Origin of the sequence: Azospirillum brasilense (assembly GCF_022023855.1) — a bacterium.
Taxonomy (GTDB): domain Bacteria; phylum Pseudomonadota; class Alphaproteobacteria; order Azospirillales; family Azospirillaceae; genus Azospirillum; species Azospirillum brasilense_F.
Genome location: NZ_CP059453.1, coordinates 213,671 through 235,393, shown reverse-complemented (window position 1 = coordinate 235,393; position 21,723 = coordinate 213,671). Strand labels below are relative to the sequence as shown.

At 71.0% G+C, this 21,723-nt stretch carries 20 protein-coding genes; 10 read left to right on the top strand and 10 right to left on the bottom strand.

Translation table 11 applies throughout. From position 1 onward, the window contains the following. Window positions 1–14 precede the first annotated feature (14 nt). Genes H1Q64_RS30785 through H1Q64_RS30755 form a run of 7 tightly spaced genes read right to left on the bottom strand, consistent with a single transcriptional unit; the run spans window position 15 to window position 6,481 of the window. Complete coding sequence (locus H1Q64_RS30785; RefSeq protein WP_237908119.1) at window positions 15–1,406, bottom strand: CpaF family protein; 1,392 nt, start codon at window positions 1,404–1,406, stop codon at window positions 15–17. Further along, a complete protein-coding gene (locus H1Q64_RS30780; RefSeq protein WP_237908118.1) occupies window positions 1,403–2,614 on the bottom strand; it encodes an AAA family ATPase in 1,212 nt (403 codons plus the stop codon). The genes H1Q64_RS30785 and H1Q64_RS30780 overlap by 4 nt, the downstream gene beginning before the upstream one ends. Continuing rightward, entirely contained in the window at window positions 2,611–3,276 is a 666-nt protein-coding gene (locus H1Q64_RS30775) for a CpaD family pilus assembly protein (protein WP_237908117.1), read from the bottom strand. Before H1Q64_RS30775 ends, H1Q64_RS30780 begins: the two co-directional genes overlap by 4 nt. Window positions 3,277–3,299: 23 nt before the next feature. After that, on the bottom strand, window positions 3,300–4,760 hold the full coding sequence (locus tag H1Q64_RS30770; RefSeq protein WP_237908116.1) for a type II and III secretion system protein family protein: 1,461 nt from the start codon (window positions 4,758–4,760) through the stop codon (window positions 3,300–3,302). A gap of 31 nt (window positions 4,761–4,791) precedes the next feature. Beyond that, on the bottom strand, window positions 4,792–5,670 hold the full coding sequence (gene cpaB / locus H1Q64_RS30765) for a Flp pilus assembly protein CpaB (protein ID WP_237908115.1): 879 nt from the start codon (window positions 5,668–5,670) through the stop codon (window positions 4,792–4,794). Beyond that, window positions 5,661–6,233 carry a prepilin peptidase gene (locus H1Q64_RS30760; protein WP_237908114.1) on the bottom strand — a complete coding sequence of 191 codons (573 nt, stop codon included), beginning with the start codon at window positions 6,231–6,233 and terminating at the stop codon, window positions 5,661–5,663. The genes cpaB and H1Q64_RS30760 overlap by 10 nt, the downstream gene beginning before the upstream one ends. A gap of 35 nt (window positions 6,234–6,268) precedes the next feature. Further along, window positions 6,269–6,481: a Flp family type IVb pilin gene (locus tag H1Q64_RS30755; RefSeq protein ID WP_237908113.1), complete on the bottom strand. Its 213-nt coding sequence runs from the start codon at window positions 6,479–6,481 to the stop codon at window positions 6,269–6,271. Here H1Q64_RS30755 and H1Q64_RS30750 point away from each other — a divergent pair. From H1Q64_RS30750 to H1Q64_RS30715, 8 genes are all read left to right on the top strand, one after another. Next, on the top strand, window positions 6,481–6,792 hold the full coding sequence (locus tag H1Q64_RS30750; RefSeq protein WP_237908112.1) for a hypothetical protein: 312 nt from the start codon (window positions 6,481–6,483) through the stop codon (window positions 6,790–6,792). The two genes, H1Q64_RS30755 and H1Q64_RS30750, sit on opposite strands and share 1 nt — an antisense overlap. Before the next feature lie 409 nt (window positions 6,793–7,201). After that, complete coding sequence (locus H1Q64_RS30745; RefSeq protein ID WP_237908111.1) at window positions 7,202–8,386, top strand: cytochrome-c peroxidase; 1,185 nt, start codon at window positions 7,202–7,204, stop codon at window positions 8,384–8,386. A 174-nt stretch (window positions 8,387–8,560) separates the two neighbouring features. Continuing rightward, on the top strand, window positions 8,561–9,841 hold the full coding sequence (locus H1Q64_RS30740) for an imelysin family protein (RefSeq protein ID WP_237908110.1): 1,281 nt from the start codon (window positions 8,561–8,563) through the stop codon (window positions 9,839–9,841). A 150-nt stretch (window positions 9,842–9,991) separates the two neighbouring features. Next, window positions 9,992–11,248, top strand: a complete 1,257-nt coding sequence (locus tag H1Q64_RS30735) for a di-heme oxidoredictase family protein (RefSeq protein ID WP_237908109.1) — start codon at window positions 9,992–9,994, stop codon at window positions 11,246–11,248. A gap of 33 nt (window positions 11,249–11,281) precedes the next feature. Further along, on the top strand, window positions 11,282–12,394 hold the full coding sequence (locus H1Q64_RS30730; RefSeq protein WP_237908108.1) for an imelysin family protein: 1,113 nt from the start codon (window positions 11,282–11,284) through the stop codon (window positions 12,392–12,394). 3 nt (window positions 12,395–12,397) lie between these two features. Beyond that, entirely contained in the window at window positions 12,398–13,522 is a 1,125-nt protein-coding gene (locus H1Q64_RS30725; protein ID WP_237908107.1) for a DUF1513 domain-containing protein, read from the top strand. Between the two features lie 136 nt (window positions 13,523–13,658). Then, complete coding sequence (locus tag H1Q64_RS30720; RefSeq protein WP_149167507.1) at window positions 13,659–13,916, top strand: hypothetical protein; 258 nt, start codon at window positions 13,659–13,661, stop codon at window positions 13,914–13,916. A 32-nt stretch (window positions 13,917–13,948) separates the two neighbouring features. Continuing rightward, window positions 13,949–15,532, top strand: coding sequence for a gamma-glutamyltransferase family protein (locus tag H1Q64_RS30715; protein ID WP_237908176.1), 1,584 nt, complete (start codon window positions 13,949–13,951; stop codon window positions 15,530–15,532). Window positions 15,533–15,574: 42 nt separating this feature from the next. Here the strand turns inward: H1Q64_RS30715 and H1Q64_RS30710 are convergent, their stop codons facing one another. Both H1Q64_RS30710 and H1Q64_RS30705 read right to left on the bottom strand, forming a co-directional pair. Continuing rightward, a complete protein-coding gene (locus tag H1Q64_RS30710; protein WP_237908106.1) occupies window positions 15,575–16,915 on the bottom strand; it encodes an amidase in 1,341 nt (446 codons plus the stop codon). Between the two features lie 37 nt (window positions 16,916–16,952). Next, complete coding sequence (locus tag H1Q64_RS30705) at window positions 16,953–18,020, bottom strand: Ldh family oxidoreductase (RefSeq protein WP_237908105.1); 1,068 nt, start codon at window positions 18,018–18,020, stop codon at window positions 16,953–16,955. A gap of 568 nt (window positions 18,021–18,588) precedes the next feature. Between H1Q64_RS30705 and H1Q64_RS30700 the strand changes: the two genes are divergently transcribed. Continuing rightward, window positions 18,589–19,068 carry a hypothetical protein gene (locus tag H1Q64_RS30700; protein WP_145677789.1) on the top strand — a complete coding sequence of 160 codons (480 nt, stop codon included), beginning with the start codon at window positions 18,589–18,591 and terminating at the stop codon, window positions 19,066–19,068. Between the two features lie 21 nt (window positions 19,069–19,089). On the opposite strand, the gene H1Q64_RS30695 is transcribed toward H1Q64_RS30700, so the two are convergent. Further along, on the bottom strand, window positions 19,090–20,106 hold the full coding sequence (locus H1Q64_RS30695; protein ID WP_237908104.1) for a sensor domain-containing diguanylate cyclase: 1,017 nt from the start codon (window positions 20,104–20,106) through the stop codon (window positions 19,090–19,092). Window positions 20,107–20,372: 266 nt separating this feature from the next. On the opposite strand from H1Q64_RS30695, the gene H1Q64_RS30690 reads away from it, so the two are divergent. Next, window positions 20,373–21,683 (top strand): solute carrier family 23 protein, encoded by a 1,311-nt coding sequence (locus H1Q64_RS30690; protein ID WP_237908103.1) that lies wholly within the window; start codon window positions 20,373–20,375, stop codon window positions 21,681–21,683. Window positions 21,684–21,723 lie beyond the last annotated feature (40 nt).

Below are 21,723 nucleotides of genomic sequence, written 5' to 3'. Positions count from 1 at the left end.
CGTGTCCCCTCCCGCTACAGGCCGGTGGTGGCGGTGTTCCAGGCCGCCTCCTGCCCGAAATAGGCCAGCCGGTCGGCGAAGCGCGGGCGCAGGCCGGTGGCGGCATAGCGCCCCTCCAGGATCCCGTCGCGGTTCTCGCCGCGGAACTCGAAGGTGAAGAGGTCCTGGGTCAGGATCACGTCGCCCTCCATGCCGACCAGCTCGGTGACGTGGGTGATGCGGCGCACGCCGTCGCGCATGCGCTGGACCTGGACGATGACGTTGACCGCCCCGGCGATCTGCTGGCGGATGGCGCGGCTGGGCAGGTTCATGCCGGCCATCAGCACCATGTTCTCGACGCGGCTCAGCGCGTCGCGCGGGTTGTTGGCGTGGATGGTCGACATCGACCCGTCATGGCCGGTGTTCATGGCCTGGAGCATGTCGAAGGCCTCCGCCCCGCGCACCTCGCCGATGATGATGCGGTCGGGCCGCATGCGCAGCGCGTTGCGGACGAGGTCGCGCTGCGTCACCTGCCCCTGGCCCTCCAGGTTGGGCGGGCGGGTCTCCAGCCGGACGACGTGAGGCTGCTGGAGCTGGAGTTCGGCGGCGTCCTCGATGGTGATGACGCGCTCCGTCGGCTCGATGGGGCGGGACATGGCGTTGAGCAGCGTCGTCTTGCCCGAGCCGGTGCCGCCGGAGATGATGACGTTCAGCCGGCAGCGACCGATGATCTCCAGCGCGCGGGCCATCGGCTCGGACATGCTGCGGAACTCCACCAGCTCGCGGAAGCCGATGGTGCGGCGGGCGAACTTGCGGATGGAGATGCAGGCGCCGTCGAGCGCCAGCGGCGGCACCACGATGTTGACGCGGCTGCCGTCGGCCAGCCGGGCGTCGACCATCGGGCTGGACTCGTCCACCCGCCGCCCGACCGCCGAGGCGATGCGCTGCGCGATGTTCAGCAGATGCCCGGCGTCGCGGAAGCGCACCGGCATCTCCACCAGCTTGCCGCGCTGCTCGGCGAAGGTGCGGGAGGGGCCGTTGACCATGATGTCGGTGATCGCATCGTCGGCCAGCAGCGGCTCCAGCGGCCCCAGCCCGATCATGTCGTGGACCAGCTCCGTCGCCAGCGTGGCCTGCTCGCGCCCGTTCAACTGGCTGCGGCTGGTGGTGGCAATGTCGTCGATCAGCCGCTCGACCAGCGGGCGCAGCGTCTCCGCCGGCATGTCGGCGATGGTCGCCGGGTCGATGCGGGCCAGCACCTGCGACCGGATGTCGTTCAGGGAGCGGTTGACCGGGCGGACCGCGGCCAGCGGCGGGGCGGGGACCGCCGCCGGTGCGGGGGCCGGGGTGGGCTTCGGCTCCTCGGGCGGCGGGCCGGCCACCGCCAGGGAGGGGGGTGCCGCCTTGCGGCCGAACAGCGTGCTCATCGCCGCACCCAGCGGCGGAACAGGCCGTCCTGGGCGGCGGGCTGGCCGGCGACGTCGGCGCCCAGCCGCTCCATCGCCTCGCGGAAGCGGCGGCAATGGCGGAAGGCCGGCTCGCCGACGCCCGCGGCGACAGCCAGCGGCACCGGGCGGTAGGGCAGGGCGTGTTCCGGCGGCTCGCCCAACGTGCGCATCAGGTCCGCCGCGGGAAGCTCCCCGGGGGCGCCGCGCCGGTTCAGGACGGAGACGAGCCGGCCGCCACCGGCCCGCCGCGCGATGGCGGCGCGCAGCCGCACCAGATCGCGCAGACCGGCGACGCTGGCGTCGCCGACCAGAACCACGATGGAGGCCGCCTCCAGCGCGGCGCGGGCGGCTCCGCCCTGGGCGCGGCCGGCGTCCACGACGACGTAGTTGTGGCGTGCCTGGAGACGGTTCAGCACCGACAGGGCGGCGGTCGGCGCGATGTCGATCACGTCCTCCACCGGCTCCTCCGCCGCCAGGACGGACAGCCGGTCGGAGGCGGCGACCATGGCGCGCTCCATGAACACGTCGTCCACCCGGTCGGGGGCCTCGACCGCCTCGCGCAGCGCCGGCTCGGGCCGCAGGTTGAGGGCCAGCGCCACCGTGCCGTTCTGCAGGTCGAGGTCGACCAGCGCCGTGCGCCCGCGCGCCCCGTCGGCCAGCCAGCAGCCGAGATGCACCGCCACCGTGGTCGTGCCCACGCCGCCGCGCGCGCCGACCACCGCCACCAGCTTGCCCAGCCGGCCCGCCGCCTCGTCCGCCGCGGCGCCGGCGCCAGCGGCGCGCAGCGCCCCCTCCAGCAGGTCGCGGGACAGCGGCTTGAACAGATAGTCGGTGACCCCGATCCGGCGCAGGTCGCGGTAAAGGCCGATGTCGTTGCTGTCGCCGACCGCGATGACCCGCACCGATGGGTCGCAAACCCCGGCCAGCGCCTCCATGGCGGCCAGCGGGTCGGCGACGCCGGACAGATCGACCAGCAGCAGGTCGGTCGAGCGCTGGCGAGCGAGATCGCGGACGGCGCTGCGGATGTCGCCGGTCCGCACCTCGCAGGGCAGCAGGGGCGGGGCCGCGCTGTTCAGCAGGGCGGCGCTGGCCGCGTCGGCGACATAGGCGAGCAGGCGGGGGCCGGTGCCGCGGGCGGCGTCGGCCGGTGACGGCGCGTCGCCGAGGAGGGTGGCGAGCAGGCTCATTGGTCCTCCTGGCTTCCGTTCAGGGCGGGGGACAGCACGAAGGCGCTGGTGCTGTTGCCCTTCACGAAGGGCTTCACCTGGTCGGCGCGGTAGCGCTGGACGGCGCCGGCTATGCGCTGGCCGTCGGCGGGCACGGTCTCCCGGCCCTGCATGAGGTCGCGCGGGTCGGCCAGCATCAGAGCGAGGTTGCGCCGGTTGCTGCAGCCCAGCGCCTCGGTCGGGCTGTTCTGGTACCAGCCGCTGTAGATGTCGCTCCATGCCGCGCAGTCCGGGGCCAGCGCGACGTAGGTGGTCACCTGGAGCGCCGGGGCGCCGGTCTGGTCGGGGGCGAAGGTGACGTTCTCCGGCGGCACACCGGCCGCGCCCAGCAGGGAGGCGACGGCGGACCGCGCCGGGGCGGCCAGCAGCGGACCGGTGACCGTCACGTGGGGGGTGGTGTCGCGGCCGAGCCCGGCCACCGTGCGGGCCACCCGGGCGCGCTCCTCCGCCGCGATGGCGCCGCTGCGCGGGTCGATGGCGAAGGGGACGGCATTGCTGAGCGCCCTCACGGCGGGTACTTGGGCGGTGGGCATCGAAGGGGGCGTCTGTGGCACGGCGCAGCCGCCCAGCAGACCCGTGAGGAGTGGCAGAAGCAGCATCGGCGTTCGCATGGCTCTGGGCATGGCGCTGTGCTCCGCGAAAGGGGTCATTGGAGGCTAAAGCCGGCGTCGCCGTGCAGGCGGGCGGCGCCCGGCCCGATCGCCATCGGGGCGGCGAGCGGGGCGGTGCCGGCCGCGCTGCCGCCGCCCGTCGGGGGCTGCAGGCTCTGGGCGCGGTTCAGGAAGATGCGCTCCACGTCGGTCGCCGCGACGAAGCCGTCGGTCGGGGCGGACAGGGCGTTGGCGGCGGACACCGGACGGACGAGGTAGGGGGTCACGACGATGACCAGCTCCGTCTCGTTGCGGCGGAACTTGCTGGAGTGGAACAGCGCCCCCAGCACCGGTACGTCGCCCAGCCCCGGCACGGCGTCCAGCGTCGCCGTGGTGTTGTTCTGAAGCAGGCCGGCGATGGCGAAGCTCTGCCCGCTGGCCAGCTCGATGGTCGTCTCGGCGCGGCGCACCGACAGGCCGGGGATGCGGATGGAGTCGACCACGACGGCGCCATTGTTGGTCAGTTCGCTGACCTCCGGGCGGACGCGCATGCTGATCTGGCCGCCGCCCAGCACGGTCGGGGTGAAGTCCAGGCTGACGCCGTACTTCTTGAACTGGATGGTGGTGGTGCGGTCGTACTGGGCGACCGGGATGGGGAACTCGCCGCCGGCCAGGAAGCTGGCCGTCTCGCCGGACAGGGCGGTCAGGTTCGGCTCGGCCAGCACGGTGATCAGCCCGTCCTCGGCCAGCGCGTCCACCACCGTGTTGATGTCCACCCGCCCGTTGCTGGAGCGGTAGCTGCCGCCGATGGAGTTGGTGGGAGGGATGGCGCGGATCAGGTTGCCTGCGGCGTCCAGGATGGGCCGTCCGGTGGCGATCCCGAAGGCGAAGGAGCCGATGTTGAACATGCTCTCGAAATTGACGCCCAGCTCCTTGGTCACTTGGCGCGATACCTCGGCGACGCGGACCCGCAGGTTGACCTGGGCGGGGGAGGCGACGGTCAGGCGGTTGGTGACGGTCTGCCCCTGCCCGACGTAGCGTTCGGCCAGCTCGACCATCTGCCGCGCCGTGGCGGGGGAGGAGACGGTGCCGGTCAGCGTGATGCCGTTGCCGTTGCTCTGCACGTCGATGGCGGCGTTGGGTACCTGGGCGACCAGCTTGGACCGCAGGTCGCCGATGGGCATGGTGACGACGACGCTGAAGGAGGCGAGCGGCTTGTTGTCCGCCGACAGGGCGTAGACGCTGGCCCGCCCCGGCGTCTTGGCGACGATGAAGAAGGCCTGCGGGCCGGACGCCTGCACGTCGGCGATCTCCGGGGCGGAGGTGAAGACGCTGGCCGCGGGGGCCGGCAGGTTGACCGGCTGTCCGCCGCCGACCTCCAGCGTGATCTCGCGGGGGCGCTGCTGCGCCTGGACGGGCGACGCGGCCAGCGCCGCGAACAGCCCGGCCAGGAAGGCCGCCCCCATGATCCTGAAGGCCGCGACCCGGCTTGTGGTGTTGATGGTTGCCATCGTCATGATTTCGTCCCCCCAGGGTCGGCGCACCGGTTCAGCGTTCGAGCGTTTCCGTCTTGGAGCCGCGGATGATGAGCAGCGCCGGGCGGCGGGCGGCGGGCGCCTCCGCGCTGTGGGGTGCGGGAAGCTGGCGCAGGGCGGGCGACACGTCCTCGGCCCAAGTCGGGGCCGAGATGGCTTCCGCATCGCCCGTGGCGAGGACGGTCTCGTCGGAAAGCAGGCTGCGCAGCGCCAGTGACAGCTTGCCCATGGCGGCGGCGACGGTGACCGTCTCGCTCTGGCGGGCGGTGACCTCCAGCGTCACGGTGCGGGGGATGCGCCCGTCCGGCCCGTTCTTCGCCATGCCCGCCTCGCCGAGCTGCTGGTCGATGGCGATGACGCGCAGGTTCTGGAGTACGGTTTCGCCGACCGCCCGGCTGCGCAGGTCGCGTCCCGCCTGGGATTCGAAATTCTGGGTCAGGATCAGGTCCACGCGGTCGCCCGGCCAGATCAGCCCGCCGGTCGCGCTGACCGCGTCCACCGCCACCGAGACGGCGCGGCTGCCCGGCGACAGGACGGCGGCGAGGAAGCCGCGCTCCCCCGGCGCGACGATGTGGCCGGCCATGATCGGCTCGCCCGCCGCGAAGGACCGGCGGGTGACGGCGCCGCTGTAGGCGCTTTCGGCCACGCGGCCCCGCACCATGTAGCCGTCCACCAGACGGCCCGGCGGCCAGGCTTCCCAACGCAGATCCTCGGCGCGCAGAAGCATGCCGGTGGAGATCGGGCGGGCGGCGACCAGAACGGAGTCCATCGGCGCCTGGGGCGCCGGGACCGCGACGGCGGCGGTCGGGGCCGGCAGCATCGAGAAGGACACGTAGCCCACCAGCGACAGCCCGACGAGCAGCAGGGACAGGAAAAGCACTCTCAGAACCATGCCGCTCCTCCGGTGGGGTTGGAGAGGGTGAGCAGCCCGCCGGCGGCCAGGGCGACGCCGTAGGGCACGGAATGGCGGGTGGCGATGCGGTGCGCCTCGGCCGCCAGGAGATGGGCCAGGTTGCGGGCCGGGCCGGGCCGGCCGCCGAAGCGGCGCAGCAACCGGCGCGCCGGGCGCGCGTTGCGCAGGGCGAACCATCCGGCGAGATAGAGAAGGGAGAGCACTCCGCCGGCCAGCGCGGTGGCGGTCGCGAAGGGGGCAGCCCGCTCCACCCCGACCAGCAGCAGGATGGCCGAGGCCAGCTTCACGTCCCCGCCACCCAGCCAGCCCCGCCCATGAAGGGCGCACAGGATGAGGAACAGCGTGGCGGCGGCGGCAAGGGTGGCCCAGGGAAAGGGGGCGCCCTGCCACAGGGGAAGCGCGAGACCGAGGCTGGCGAGGAGGATCGACACCGTGTCCGGAATGATGCGCCGGCACAGGTCGTCCGCCGCCGCCCAGCCCAGCGCAAGCCCCGCCATGGGCAGTGCCAAGGAGAGGGGATCGAAGACCGCGATCGTATCCATGGCGGGAGCTTTGCGTGGGAGGGGAGGAGCGGCGTTTACGGAATTTTCGTCGAGGTGCCGCTGACCGTGGAGCCGATGCCGGTGAACAGGGTGCTGACGTTGGTGCCGAAGGTGCGGGCGCCGCCGATGATGACCAGCGCGACGAGCGCCGCCGCCAGACCGTATTCGAGGGCCGTGATGCCCTTGCGATCCTTGGTGGCGGCCTGGGCTGGGGAAATGATGGTGCGGATGTTGGCGAACAGGGTCATTGATTGTCTCCGTTGATAATTGTTATGCGAAGGGTTTTCGCTTCGTCATTGTGAAGCGGAGGGGGCTGATTACTGATTTTCAGGGAATGCACGGCGTCTGTGATTTCAGGATGTCGAAAGCCGGTATTTTAATAAACCTATCGATTGGGGTAGTCCGGCGGGCCGGCATCGTTGTCTTTGCGATCCGTAACGCAACTTTTCGCGCTGCCTTCAGGCAAAGTGCAGGCATCGCCATGTGCAGCGGCGTCGGGTCAAAAAAACGGGAAGGAGAGCGCCGCGCGGGGGCGGGAATGACGATCGGATTGCTTTGAAAGAAAATAATTAGAATTTGAAGTGATTATCGGGCTATGCCGGGATTGTGTGGGTGCCGCGGCGGCCGCTCCCTTCGCGGCGTGCGGAGCATTTGGAGTCCCGACGGTGGTGCGGTCTTCTCCCGAAATGGCGGTGAGCCCTCCGGATGGCGAAGCAGAGTCGGTAGCCGGGTCGGGGTACCCTTTTCCGTCATGCCGAAACCCCCGCACCGGATCGTCCATCCGGGAACGGGGCCGGACGAACGGGGCAAGGGGTTAATCCCGCCGGTCCTACGACCAGTGGCAATAGGTCGCACGTTCGTGATAATGAGAATAACTATCATCCAGGCCGAAGGGCATGGATACTGACCGGCAGGCCCCGCCATGGATTGCCGCCGTGGGCCACCGCCGTCAAGGAGCGAGAGTCAGGATGTCATTGTTCGGCAAATATGTCGCGCCGGCCGCGGCGCTGTCCTCCCTGTTGATCGCTGGCCTGTTGATCACTGGTGGCTCCGGCTTGGCGGCCGATCCGGCGGAGATGCAGAAGGCGGACCTGCAGAAGGCCAAGGCCGAGCTGGGCAAAGCGCTGTTCTTCGACAACAACCTGTCCTCCACGCGCAGCCAGTCCTGCGCGACCTGCCACAACCCGGAATTCGGCTTTGCCGACCCGCGCGGCGCTGCGTCGCTGGGGGCCGACGGCAAGTCGCTGGGCGACCGCAACGCGCCGACCGCCGCCTATGCCCACCTTTCCCCGCGCTTCGGCTTCAAGGCCAACGGGGTTCCCTTCGGCGGGCAGTTCCACGACGGCCGCGCCGCCACCCTCCAGGAGCAGGCCGGCGGCCCGCCGCTGAACCCCGCCGAGATGGCCATGGCCTCCAAGGCGGAGGTGCAGGGGCGGTTGAAAGAGAACGCCGACTACGCGCGGAGCTTCGTCGCCCTCTATGGCGCGGGGGTGCTGGACGACGCCGACCGCGCCTATGACGCGATGACCGACAGCATCGCCGCCTTCGAGACGACCGACGTCTTCTCGCCCTTCGATTCCAAGTACGACCGTTATCTGCGCGGCGAATACAAGATGACCGGCGAGGAGGAGCTGGGGATGACCCTGTTCTTCTCGCAGCAGTTCACCAACTGCAACGTCTGCCACAAGCTGAACGCCATGCCGGCGGCGACGAACGAGGTCTTCACCAACTACGAGTACCACAACATTGGCGTTCCGGTGAACGCGGAGCTGCGGGCGGCCAACGGGGTGGCGGCGACGCATATCGACCGTGGACTGGCCGAGAATCCGGCGCTGAAGGGCCAGAAGGCCCATGAGGGGAAATTCAAGACGCCGACCCTGCGCAACGTCGCGGTCACCGGCCCCTACATGCACAACGGCGTCTTCAAGGACCTGGAGACCGTCGTCCGCTTCTACAACAAGTACAACAGCACCAAGCCGGCAGACCAGATCAACCCGGAGACCGGCAAGCCCTGGGTCAATCCGGAAATCGCCGCCACCGTCTCCATCAAGGAGCTGGAGGAGGGGCCGGCGCTCGACGATCGCCGAATCAAGGCGCTGGTCGCCTTCATGAAGACGCTGACCGACGCCCGCTACGAACCGCTGGTGAAGTGAGCGCGGGCGGGCGGGGCCGCCGCCATGGCCCCGCCGTCGGCCGCAAAATCGGCAATGCGCAGCCTGCTTGGCAATTGCATCTTGACAATGAGAGTGATTAGCGGCGCATGTTGAGAATGCTTCGCACTTTCATGGCTCTGACGCCACCGATCACCGACGCTTGAGGAGACCTTCATGTTCAAGCACGCCTCCGGCTTGGCCGCCGCGGCTCTCATCGCGCTGGCGCCGCTCGCCGCCGACGCCCAGTCGTCCAAGCCCGCCTACAAGGACGTGGTGAAGACCTACGCCGACATCGCCCAGGCCAGCTACGAGGACTCCGCCAGCACCGCCAAGGCGCTGAAGAAGGCCGTCGACGCGCTGGTGGCCAACCCGTCGGAGGCGACGCTGGCCGCCGCCCGCACGGCGTGGCTGAACGCCCGCGTCCCCTACATGCAGACCGAGGCCTTCCGCTTCGGCAACCCGATCGTCGACGAGTGGGAAGGCAAGGTCAACGCTTGGCCGCTCGACGAGGGTCTGATCGACTATGTGGACGACAGCTACGCCGGCGGCGACAGCAACCCGTTCGCCAAGGCCAACGTGATCGCCAACCCGAAGATCAAGGCCGGGGACAAGACCATCGACGCCCGCAAGATCACCAAGGAGCTGCTGGCCGACAAGCTGCATGAGGCCGGCAAGGTCGAGGCCAACGTGGCGACCGGCTACCACGCCGTCGAGTTCCTGCTGTGGGGCCAGGACCTGAACGGCACGGGTCCGGGAGCCGGCGACCGTAAGGCGACCGACTACGCCAAGGGCAAGGACTGCACCAACGGCAATTGCGACCGCCGCGCCCAGTTCCTGACCGTCGCCACCCAGATGCTGGTCGAGGATCTGGAGGAGATGGCCAAGGCCTGGGGCGCCAAGGGCAAGGCCCGCGCGTCCGTCGCCAAGGCCAAGGAGTCGGAGGGCGTCGCCCGCATCCTGACCGGCCTCGGCAGCCTCAGCTACGGCGAGCTGGCCGGCGAGCGCATGAAGCTCGGCCTCATGCTGCACGATCCGGAGGAGGAGCATGACTGCTTCTCCGACAACACCCACAACTCGCACTATTACGACCAGATCGGCATGGTCAACGTCTACAGCGGCCGCTACACCCGCGTGGACGGCAAGGTCGTGACCGGCCCGTCGCTGTCGCAGTATGTCGCCGCCACCGCGCCGGAGGCCGACGCCAAGGTGAAGGAGGCGATGACCGCCACCACCGCCGCGATGAAGGTCATGAAGGACACCGCCGACAGCGGCAAGATGGCCTACGATCAGATGATCGGCACCGACAACGCCGAGGGCAACGCGATCATCGCGACCGCGGTGGACCGTCTGGTCGACCAGAAGAAGGCCCTGGAAGGCGTCGTCGCCGCCCTGGGCGTCTCGGTCGAGCTGGCCGGTTCGGACAGCCTCGACAACCCGTCGGCCGTCGGCAAGTAAGCCGGCGGGCCACGGGTTGCGGTCCCTCTTTCCCGCGTGGGGCGGCGTTGTCCGCTCCCCGCCGACCGCCCGCGCGGGGGAGGGACCGCAGCCCGGCCTTTTCGTCTTTATGAAATGGGGCACTCCGCCCGACCGATGCCCGCCCGACCGATGAAAGCCCGCCTCGCCTTCCTGCTCGCTCTGCTGCCGGCCCTGCCGGCGGCGGGGGGTGACCTCGACGTCCGGATCGGCGAGAAGCTGTTCCGGCGGATGTGGGTCAGCGCCCCGACGGTGACGCACGCCAACGACGGGCTGGGTCCGCTCTACGACGCCCGCTCCTGCGCCGCCTGCCATCCGGCGGCCCGCCAGGGGCGCCCGCCCGATCCCGAGACGTCCGACGACCGCGGCGTCGGCTACGCGCTGAAGCTCAGCGGCGACCCGGTCTACGGGCGGCAGATCCAGACCAACGCGGTGCTCGGCTTCGCCATCGAGGGCAAGCCGTCCCTGAGCTACCGCGAGGAGACGGTGCGATTCCCCGACGGCGACACGGCGACGCTGCGCCGCCCGCTGGTGACCGTCACCGACCTCAATTACGGGCCGCTGGCCGAGGCGACGGCCATCTCCGCCCGCATCGCTCCGTCCGTGCGCGGCATGGGCCTTCTGGAGCGCATCCCCGAGGCCGACATCCTGTCCGGCGCCGATCCGGAGGACCGCGACGGCGACGGCATCGCCGGACGCCCCAACTGGGTGGCGCCGGAGGGCACACGGCAGCTCGGCCGCTTCGGCTGGAAGGCCGTCCACCCGACGCTGCACCGCCAGAATTCGGAGGCCTTCAGCCTCGACATCGGCATGTCGACCCCGGCCTATCCCGAGCCCTGGGGCGACTGCACCCCGGCGCAGACCGAATGCCGGAACGCCCCGCACGGCGATTCCCCGCAGTATGAGGGGTTGGAGATCCCCTCCACGGTGATTGGGCTGATCGACGGCTATCTGCGCACCCTGTCGCCCGACGGCGGGCTGGAGGCGCCGCGCGACACGGCGGGCAGCGCGCTGTTCGCCGCCACCGGCTGCGCGTCCTGCCACCGCCCCTCCTTCACCACGGCGGAGGACGCCGCGCATCCCGTGCTGTCCCGCCGGACGATTTTCCCTTACAGCGACCTGCTTCTCCACGATCTGGGCGAGGATCTGGCCGACGGCGTGGCGATGGGCGAGGCTCGGGGCCGCGACTGGCGCACGACGCCGCTGTGGGGGATGAAGCGGCTGGCAGAGTCCGACGGCAGACTGGCCCTGCTCCACGACGGGCGGGCGCGCAGCGTGACCGAGGCCATCCTGTGGCACGGCGGCGAGGCAGACAGGGCGCGCGGCGCCTTCATGGCCCTGCCGCGCGGCGACCGGGAAACGTTGGTGCGTTTCGTTCTGGGGCTCTAAAGTCCACACGGTTTGAATGGCATAGGTGATGAGATGCAACGCCGCCGCATGATCGGCCTGATGTCGGCCGCCGCCCTGTCGATCCTCCTGCCGGGCAAGCTCGCCCTGGCGGCGCGGGAGCCGGCGGGGGACGCCGCCGTGCTGGGCGGTCTGGTCCGAACCCATGCCCTGCCGCGCTTCGACGCGCTGGCCGGTGCCGCCGGCATCTACGCGGAGCGGCTGGACCAGTTCGCCGCGGCGCCGACCGCGGACGGGCTGGAGAGCTGCCGCGCCGCCCACCGCGCCGTTTACGAGGCCTGGGCCGGCGTCCAGCACCTGCGCGCCGGGCCGCTGTCGATGGAACTGCGCGCCGACCGCATCGCCTTCTGGCCGGAGCGGGCCGGGGTGGTGCAGCGCCAGATCCTCGCCATGCTGAAGAACCGCGATCCGAAGCTGCTGGAGCCGGGCGGGCTGGCCCGCCAGAGCGCCGCGGTGCAGGGGCTGACCGCGCTGGAGCGGCTGCTGTTCGACGAGGGCGTCACCGTCGCGTCGTTCCAGGGGGATGAGGCCGGGCGCTTCCGCGGCGCGCTGGCCGCCGCGGTGGCGCAGAACGTCCTCGCCATCACCCGCGAGGTCCGCGACGGCTGGAAGGCCCTGGAGGCGCCGCTGACCGCCGGGGAGCAGACCGCGCTCGGCCCCGACGCCGGGTCGGCGGTCAACGTCCTCTTCACCGGGTCGCTCACCGCCCTGCAGGTGGTCGCCGACCAGAAGCTGCTGGCGCCGCTCGGCCCCAACACCGGGGAGGCCAAGCCGGCGGTAGCCGAGGCGCTGCGCAGCGGCCAGTCGGCGCGCAACGTCCGCATCAACCTGGAGGCGCTGCGCGCCCTGCTGCTGGGCGAGGGCGGCGGTCCCGGCCTGACCACGCTGCTGCCCGCCGGCGACCCCGGCGCGCAGGCCCGCCGCGCGCTGGAGGAGGGCTTCACCGCCGCGGTCCGCGCCGCCGAGGCGATCCCCACGCCGATCAACGTCGCCGTCGCCGATCCGGCCAAGCGTAAGACCGTGGAAGCCACCCTGCAACGGGCCAAGGACCTGCGCAACCTGCTGACCGGCACCGTCGCGCCGCTGCTGGACATCAGCATCGGCTTCAACGAACTGGATGGAGACTGAGCGATGGACGCGACCCGCCGGGGCACCCTGCTGCTGATTGGCGGCGGCCTGCTTGGAGGAGGGCTGCTTGGTGCCCTCCTGGGGCCGGCGCGGGCGGAGACCGCGGGGGGCACGCTGTTCCTCAACGCCTACGCCACCGCCGCGGCTTCGCCGGACTATGGCGTGGCGGCGCTGGACGGGGCGGGCGGCGTGCGCTTCACCACCCCGACGCCGGGCCGCGCCCACGGCATCGTCGTCCACCCGACCCGGGCCGAGGCGGTCGCCTTCGCCCGCCGTCCGGGGCGCTGGTTCATGCCGCTGTCGTTGGTTGACGGGCACCCGGGGCCGGTGATCCGCGCGCCGGACGACCGCCGCTTCACCGGCCATGGCGCCTTCTCCACCGACGGGCGACTGCTCTACGTGGCGGAGGACGACGTGCCGCGCGAGACCGGGTCGATCGGCGTCTACGACGCGATGGACGGCTACCGCCGCGTCGGCGCGATGCCGACCCACGGGCTGGGGCCGCACGAGCTTCTGATGATCGCGGACGGCACGGTCCTGGCGGTCGGCAACGGCGGCGTCATCACCCACCCGGACACCGGCCGGGCCAAGCTGAACCTGGACGAGATGGACTCCTCGATCACCTACGTCGAGGTGGCGAGCGGGAAACTGCTCGATCAGGTGCGCCTGCCGGAGGAGCATGCGAATCTCGGCATCCGCCACATCGCCGCCCTGGCCGACGGCGGCATCGCCTTCGGCGCGCAGGACGAGCGGCCCGTCGGCATGCTCCAGCCGCTGACCGGCACGCACCGTCCGGGCGGCGGCGCGGTGCGCCTGTTCGAGACGCCGGACGACGAGCTGTCCCGGTTCGAGGGCTACATCGGCAGCGTCGCCGCCGACAAGGGCAAGGTCGCGGCCAGCTCGCCCAAGGGCGGCATCATCGGGCTGTGGGACGACGCCACCGGTGCGTGGCTGGGGTCGGCGGCGCTGCCCGACGGCTGCGGCATTGCCCCGGACGGCGACGGCTTCCTGGCGAGCAGCGGGCTGGGCAATCTCCGGACGGTCGGCGCGGCGCCGGACCTGCCGGGCGACGGCCTGCGGCTCGCCGACTTCCGCTGGGACAATCACATGACTCGTTTTGCCACATGACTCGTTTTGCCGCATGACGCGCCGTCCGTAAGGTCTTCTATGAAAAAGCGCCGGGCGGCGGCCTGTACGGTGGCCCGCCGCCCGCGGTGCTGGTAGGCTTGGGAACACTGCCGCCAAGACACTGCCGCCGGACGCCATGATCGTTGATGAATATCTGGGGTTTCGCGCCGGGGACGAGGTTCTCGACCTTGCGGAGCTGACCGCCGGAACCGCGCGCATCAAGGAACTTCACCTCGTGCCCAGCGACTGGGCGAACGGGCCGACCGTCATCGCCGTGATGGTCAACGGCGCCGAGCGTTACGTCATCCAACTCAAGAAGGTGCACGCCCACGGCGCGGAAGAGCCGGAGGTGCGGGGGCGCCGCGTGGTCCCCCTGCGCCGCAGCCCCCATTGATCCTCTTCCCCGGTCCGGAGGCTTCCATCGTGATGCGTGACTTCTGCCGGCCCGGACGGTCGGCGCTGGTGGCGGCGGAGGCCGCGGTGGCCACCTCGCACCCGCTGGCGAGCGCGGCGGCCCTTGAGATCCTGGCGGCGGGCGGCAACGCCGTGGACGCGGCCATCGCCGCCGTCGCGGTGCAATGCGTGGTCGAGCCGCACATGACCGGCATCGGCGGCGATGCATTCGCCCTCTACGCCCCGGCGAACGGGGCGGTGGTCGCCCTGAACGGCAGCGGACGCGCGCCCGCCGCCGCGAGCGTTGAGCGTCTGGCCGAGCTGGGCGTCACCGGCGAGATCCCGCGCCACGGCGCCCACGCGGTCACCGTGCCGGGCGCCGTCGCCGCCTGGACGCGGCTGCACGCCGACCACGGGCGGCTTCCGCTCGACCGGATCTTCCTCCGCGCCATCCGTTACGCCGAGGAGGGCTACGGCGTCTCCCCGCGGGTGGCCCGGGATTGGGCGGCGGCGGTCCCCCTTCTGGCGGCGGACGAGGGCTGCCGCGCCGTCTTCCTGCCCGGTGGCCGCGCCCCGCGCGCCGGGGAACGCCATGCCCAGCCCTTGCTCGGCCAGCGGCTGCGCGACATCGCGGCGCACGGGGCGGCCGCCTTCTACACGGGGGCGACGGCGGAGTCGCTGGTCGGCTTCCTGCGCGCCCGCGGCGGGTTGCACACGCTGGACGACTTCGTGGCGGCGCAGGACGGGGCGGAGTATGTGACGCCCATCGCGACCGACTACCGCGGCTATGAGATTCTCGAGTGCCCGCCGAACGGCCAGGGCCTCGCCGCGCTGATGATCCTGAACGCGCTGGGCGGCTTCGATCTGTCGCCGTCGGTCGGCGACGCGGACCGCCACCATCTGCACGCCGAGGCGACCAAGCTCGCCTACCACCACCGCGATGTTCTGGTGGGGGAGGGCGGATCGGACGCCGTCGCGGCGCTGCTGTCGGCGGAGGCGACGGCGGCGCTGCGCCGCCGCATCGACCCGGCCCGCGCCCAGGCCCCCGCGCTGTGGACGGAAGCGGAGCACAAGGACACGGTCTGCCTCAGCGTCGTCGACCGCGACGGCAACGCCATTTCCTTCATCAACTCGATCTTCCACAGCTTCGGCAGCGTGCAACTCGACCCGGCGACCGGCGTCCTCCTGCACAGCCGCGGCACCTCCTTCCGCCTGACCGAGGGGCACCCCAACGCCCTGGCGCCACGGCGCCGCCCGCTGCACACCATCATCCCCGGCCTGATCCGCAAGGACGGGCGCGCGGTCTGCCCCTTCGGCGTGATGGGCGGCCATTATCAGGCGGCCGGGCACGGTGCCTTCGTGTCGGCGGTGATCGACCGTGGGCTGGACGTCCAGACCGCCATCGACCAGCCGCGCAGCTTCGCCTTCAACGGCATGCTGGAGATCGAGCCCACCGTGGCGGAGGACACTGCGGCGGAGCTGGCGCGCCGCGGCCACGCGGTGCTCCGCCGGGACGAGCCGATGGGCGGCGGACAGGCGATCTGGATCGACCACGCGGCCGGCCTGCTGATCGCCGGTTCGGACCACCGCAAGGACGGCTGCGCCCTAGGGTTTTGATGGGGACCTCTTGGGAGGGGCGGTTGCGCCGCCCCCCTCGCGTCAGGCGCCCACCACCGGTTCCACCGCCGCGGCGATGGACAGCAGGCGCCGGTCGGCCCCCGCAGCACCCACCAGCATCAGGCCGCTGGGCAGGTCGCCGGCGCGCTGCATCGGCAGGCTGATGGCGCAGCGGTCCAGAAAATTGAACAGCGCGCAGTTGCGCAGCAGCAGCAGGTTCAGCCGTGCGAACTCCGCATCATCGGCGAAGGCGTCGATGCACGGCGCCAGCAGCGGCACGGTCGGCATCAGCAGCGCGTCGTAGTCCGCCGTGGTCCGGTCGGTGCGGGCGATCAGGTCGGCGCGGCGCTGCGTGACCTCGATGTAATCGGCGGCGCTCATGGTCCGGCCGCGCTCGATCCGCACGCGGACGCGGGGATCGTAGAGGTCGCCCTTCTCCGCCAGCAGGTCGCGGTGCCAGTGGGCCGCCTCCGCCGCGGGCAGGCCGCCCTTGGCGTTGGCCGGGCCGACTTCCGCCAACTCCGCCATGGGGATGTCGACGATGCGCGCCCCGGCCTCGGACAGGCGGCGGCAGGCGGCGTCGAAGGCGGCGGCCACCGCGTCCTCCATGCCATCCAGGACCACGGTTTGCGGCACGGCGAAGCGCAGCCCGGCCAGCCCGACCGCCGGCGGCACCCACTCCGCCTCGCCGGCCAGCAAGGCGTCGGCGATGGCGCAGCACTCCACCGTCCGGGCGAGCGGCCCGATGGAATCCAGCGACCAGGACAGCGGCAGGGCGCCGCGCAGCGACACCCGGCGCTGCGTCGGCTTGAAGCCGACGATGCCGCAGAGCGCCGCCGGGATGCGGATCGATCCGCCGGTGTCGGTGCCCAGCGCCAGCGGGACATGGCCGGCCGCCACCGACACCCCGGCGCCCGATGACGAGCCGCCGGGAATGCGCGCGGGATCGGCGGGGTTGCCGGGGGTGCCGTAATGCGGGTTGATGCCGACGCCGGAGAAGGCGAACTCCGTCATGTTGGTCCGCCCCACCACCACCGCCCCGGCGGCGCGCAGCCGGGCCACCGCGTCGGCGTCGCGGCTGGCCGGAACGGCGCCTTCCAGCGCCCGCGACCCGGCCCGCGTGACGTGCCCGGCCTCGTCGAACAGGTCCTTGACCGAGACCGGCAGCCCGGCCAGCGGGGAGGGGCGCGGCCCGGCCCGGCGCAGCAGGTCCTGGGCGTCCGCCGCCGCGCGGGCCGGCTCGGCGTGCAGGGCGGTGTAGGTCTTGCGCGCCTCCTCGCCGCCGGCCGCGATGGCGGCGAGGGCGGCGTCGACGAGCTGGCGGCTGGTGGTGGTGCCGTCGTCGAGCCGGCGGGACAGGGTGGCGATGGTGGGCGTCGTCATGGCGGGAACCGACCGGGTTTGAAGGAGGGAAGGGGTGTCAGGCGTCGCCGGCCAGGGCGCGCAGCTCGGCCAGCCGGGCGGGGGCCAGCGGGATGCCGTCGCGCAGGGTGCGGGCGCGGCGGGCGTAGCGGCGCTCGCCCGGCATGCGGTCCTGCCCCGCCTCCTTGACGTTCCCGATGAGGCCGGCGACGCGGTCGGCAAAGGCGCCGGTCCCGCCGCGCTCCGGGTCGATGACGATGAAGAGCTGGCCGGTGCAGGGCGTCTCGGCGCCGGGATGGGCCGACCAATCGACCTCGCGCGAGTATTTGCCGCCGGTCAGCGCCGCCGCCAGCACCTCGATCATGAAGGCGATGGAGCCGCCCTTGTGGCCGCCGAAGGGCAGCAGGGCGCCGCCGTCGAGAACGGCCTTGGGGTCGGTGGTCGGCTTGCCGTCGCGGTCCACGCCGGAGCCGGCGGGGATGGTGTGCCCCTCGCGCGCTGCGATGCGCACGTCGCCGTTGGCCATGGAGCTGGCCGCCTGGTCGAACACCATCGGGTCGCCGCCAGCCACCGGGGTGGCGAAGGCCATCGGGTTGGTGCCGTAGACGGCGGCCTTGCCGCCCGGCGGGACGACGCAGGCGAAGCTGTTGACGAAGGAGAGCGCGACCAGCCCCTCCCGCGCGAAGGGCTCGACGTCCGGCCACAGGGCGCTGAAATGGTGGGAGTTGCGGATCGCCATCACGGCGACGCCGTTGTCGCGCACCATCTCCAGGAAACGGTCGCGGGCGGCCAGGAAGGCGGGCTGGGTGAAGCCATTGGCGGCATCGACGCGCAGGAAGGCGGGACCGGCCTCCTCCACCGTCGGTTCGGCCCGCCCGTTCACCCATCCGCTCTTCAGCGAGCCCACATAGCCGGGGATGCGGAACACGCCGTGGCTGGTGGAGCCGTCGCGCTCGCAGGACGCGCAGTTCTCCGCCAGGATCGCCGCCACCCGCTCCGACGCACCGTGGCGCCGGAAGATGCGCTCCAGAAGGGCCACCAGATCGGCGAAGGCGACGGGAGTCGCGGTGTCCGCGGTCTGGGCGAAGGCCGCGGCGGCGCGGCGGCTGGGGGTCTCGTCACTCATGCTCGTCCCTTCCGGTTCTCGTGCTCTTTGTCTTTGTGCTTGTCTTGCGGGCGCTCCGGACTCTTACCGGTCCACCGGTCGCCGGGCGCACCATAGCGCGTGGCGGCGGCGCGGGTGAAAGGGAATGGCATCCGAGCGTCCGCAATCGTTCTGCGGGGCGTGGGATTGAAGGGCAGGCTTCGTTTGTAGTCCTGAATGTGCGTAAGTATAACCAACTGACTTTGTTGGCGAATCGGACGGCGACGGGAACCATGTCGCCGCCGGGACCGTTGTCTGGGAGACTGCCGGCCAACGGCGCATCCGCTGGTCGTCACGGTGCTCCGGCACGGAGGAGCGGCAAATTGCCGCGTTCATCGCCACGCGGGCGTGAAAGCGCGCGGAATCAGCCCTGCCATGCTTCCGGTGGGTGTTGACGGGCAGATGTTGCGGTGCACAATAAGCAATGAACCGGACGAGCATTATAAAATGCTTGTTCTGGATCAAGGTCACGGGCCTGCGTTCCTGTCAAACAGACGGGGACACTGCAGACGCCGGTTGCCGCGGTTGAGTGTTTTGTAGAGGGGCTACGATGCGCGATCATTCCAGCCGTCACGGTGATTCCGGTTTCGACGCCGGGGTTCTCTGGGGAACCTCCATCGCTGGCATCGCTCTGTCCGGCCTCATGGCGTTCACCTGGAATCCCGCGGACGCGTCCTCGTCCGGGCCGGCCTCGGCCATCATCGATCGCGGCGCCCACCAGCTCGAACACGCCGCCTGCACGGAGGCGCTGTCCACCCTGCTGGCCCGCTTCCGCGACAACCCGGACGTTCTCTGGATTTGGGTGGAGCAGAGCGTTCCGACGGGCCATGGGCTGGTCGTGCGGACCAAGGCCACCTCGGTGTCGCCCGATGCGCCGCGGCCCTACGCCTTCCGTCCCAACGCCGCCGTGAATCCGGAGCAGGCCTGCGGCTTCTCCAGCAATTCGGTTCACGCCCTGTCGATGGGCGGCATCGCCCAGCCCTATGAAGTGACCGCTCCCGATCCCTGGAGCGTGGCCGGCGGCCCGTAAGGGACTGCGCGGAAAACGGCGTCAGGCCCGGGTGGCCCGCCGGATCCTCTTCTGGACATACATGGCGGCGTCGGCGGCGCGCAGCGCGTGGTCGGGCGTCGTGGTGCCGGGGTCGGCGCTGACCACACCGACGCTCGCCCCCGGATAGTCGAAGGCGCAGCTGTCCAGGCGGTAGGTGCCGCGGATCAGCGGCTCCACCCGCTCGCGCAGAGCGTCGGCGGCGTCATCCCCCTCGGCGCCGGGCGTAGCCCCCATGCCGACGATGATGAACTCGTCGCCGCCCAGCCGGCCCAGCGTGTCGCCCGCCCGCAGCCCAGTGCCGATGCGCCGCCCCACCTCGGTCAGGAACGCATCGCCCGCCTCGTGCCCGTGGGTGTCGTTGATGGCCTTGAAGCCGTCCAGGTCGATGAAGCCGATCAGCACGCTCTGGCCGGCCCGCTCGGCCATGGCGAACAGCCGGTGCAACTCCGCGACCACGGCGCGCCGGTTCGGCAGACCGGTCAGCGCGTCGGTGTAGGAATAGGATTCCAGCGCCGCGTTCAATTCCCGGAACTGGGTCAGGAGTTGTTCGCGCTGGATGTGAAGGGCGATCAGCGAGGCGAACAGGCGCAGCACCTGCTCTCCCTTGGGCGTCAGCGGCTTTTGCTCCGAGCTGGCGGCGCAGAGCGTGCCGAACAGGCTGCCGTCGTCGAGATGGACGGGCGTGCTGACATAGGTGCGGATGCCCAGCGCAGCCGCCGCCTCGGAGTCGCCCCAGCAGTTGGGCACGTCGTCGGTGTAGAGCTTCCCTTCGTCGAGCGCCCGCTTGCACAGCGTGCCCTCCCACGGAACGGCCAGCCCTTCAGGAATGGTCAGGGTTTTGGTGTTGCAGGAGAAGAGAATGCGCTGGATGCCGTGTTCCAGCTCGATCCGGGTGAGGTAGGTGGCCTCCAGCTCCGTCACCAGCTCCAGAAGCGACAGCAGGGGCCGGGTCAGCTCCTCCACCGTCTTCGCCGACGAAAGGGTGTCTGTAAGTTGTGCAAACAGTTCGTCGGCCATGCGGTCAATCACTCTAAAATCAAGCGCTCAAACCCGCATCGCGTGCGGGAACGCAGTTTCATGTCCATTCACGGGAATTTTTATCAAACATCATACTAACGAATGGCCTATGGTGAGGCAACGAAGGAATGATTTCACGCCTATGACGGTGCCGCCGGGTCCTGTGGGGGCTTGGTGCCGAAAAAATCCGCATGGTGGCGTTTGACCGGGCAGGCCGCCGCGGAGTAACCCTTGCCGCGCAACCACCGATACGGGAACCGCAGTTCATGACAGCCCCGCGCGACCGGGTGCTGGACGTCCACGACCGTCCGCCCCCGGCCACCTTTTTCCTGCTCAGCCTCCAGCACCTGTTCGCCATGTTCGGCGCCAACGTGCTGGTGCCGATCCTCACCGGTCTCGACCCGTCGGTGGCGCTCGTCACCAGCGGTCTGGGCACCCTGATCTATCTGGCCTTCACCAAATGGCGGCTGCCCGCCTATCTGGGCTCCTCCTTCGCCTTCATCGGCCCGATCGTCGCCGCCACCCAGATCGGCGGGACCGGCGGCGCGCTGGTCGGGGCCTGTGCGGCGGGGGCGGTCTATGTGGCGGTCGCCCTGCTGATCCGCGCCTTCGGCGTGCGCTGGCTGCTGGCCATCCTGCCGCCCATCGTCGTCGGGCCGGTGATCGTGGTGATCGGCCTCGGCCTCGCCTCGGTCGCCGTGGGCATGGCCCAGAACACCGCCGGCGGCGGCGAGTACAGCCTGCCGCACTTCCTGCTGGCGCTGGCGACGCTGGGCAGCATTTTCCTCTACTCCATCGTGCTGCGCGGCTTCTTCACGGTGGTGCCGATCCTGCTGGGCATCCTGACCGGCTATGCGCTGGGCGTGGTCTTCGGCATGGTGGACTTCGGACCGGTCGCCGCGGCGCCCTTCCTGCGGATGCCCGACTTCCACCTGCTGTTCTCCGGCATGAAGGAGGGCGTCTCGGCCTGGGCGATGATCCTGCTGGTGGCGCCGGTGGCGCTGGTCACCATCGCCGAGCACATCGGCGGGCAGATCGTGCTGAGCCGCGTCGTCGGCCGCAACTTCATCGCCGATCCGGGCCTGCACCGCTCGGTGTTCGGCGACGGGGTGGCAACCATGGTGGCGGGCGCGCTGGGCGGTCCCCCGGCGACGACCTACGGTGAGAACATCGGCGTGCTGGCGGTGACCCGCGTGTTCAGCGTCTGGGTGATCGGCGGGGCGGCGACGCTCGCCATCATCCTGGGCTTCGTGGGCAAGCTGTCGGCTTTCCTGTCCAGCATCCCCACGGCGGTGATGGGCGGCGTGTCCATCGCCCTGTTCGGCGTCATCGCGTCCTCGGGCATCCGCACGCTGATCGAGGGCAAGGTGGATCTGGGCGACAAGCGCAACCTGCTGATCTCCTCGACCATCCTGGTGATCGGCATCGGCGGGGCGTCGCTGAAGTTCGGCGACGGCGGCTTCGTCGTCTCATCGATGGCGCTGGCGGCGCTGATGGGCGTCGTCCTGAACGCAGTCCTGCCGGGCCGCGGCACTGGCGGCGACGCTGAGGCCATCCTGTCCTCCGACCACATCTGAGCAACCGGGTCGCGGCCGGCCAAGGCGGAGTCCCCCTGGG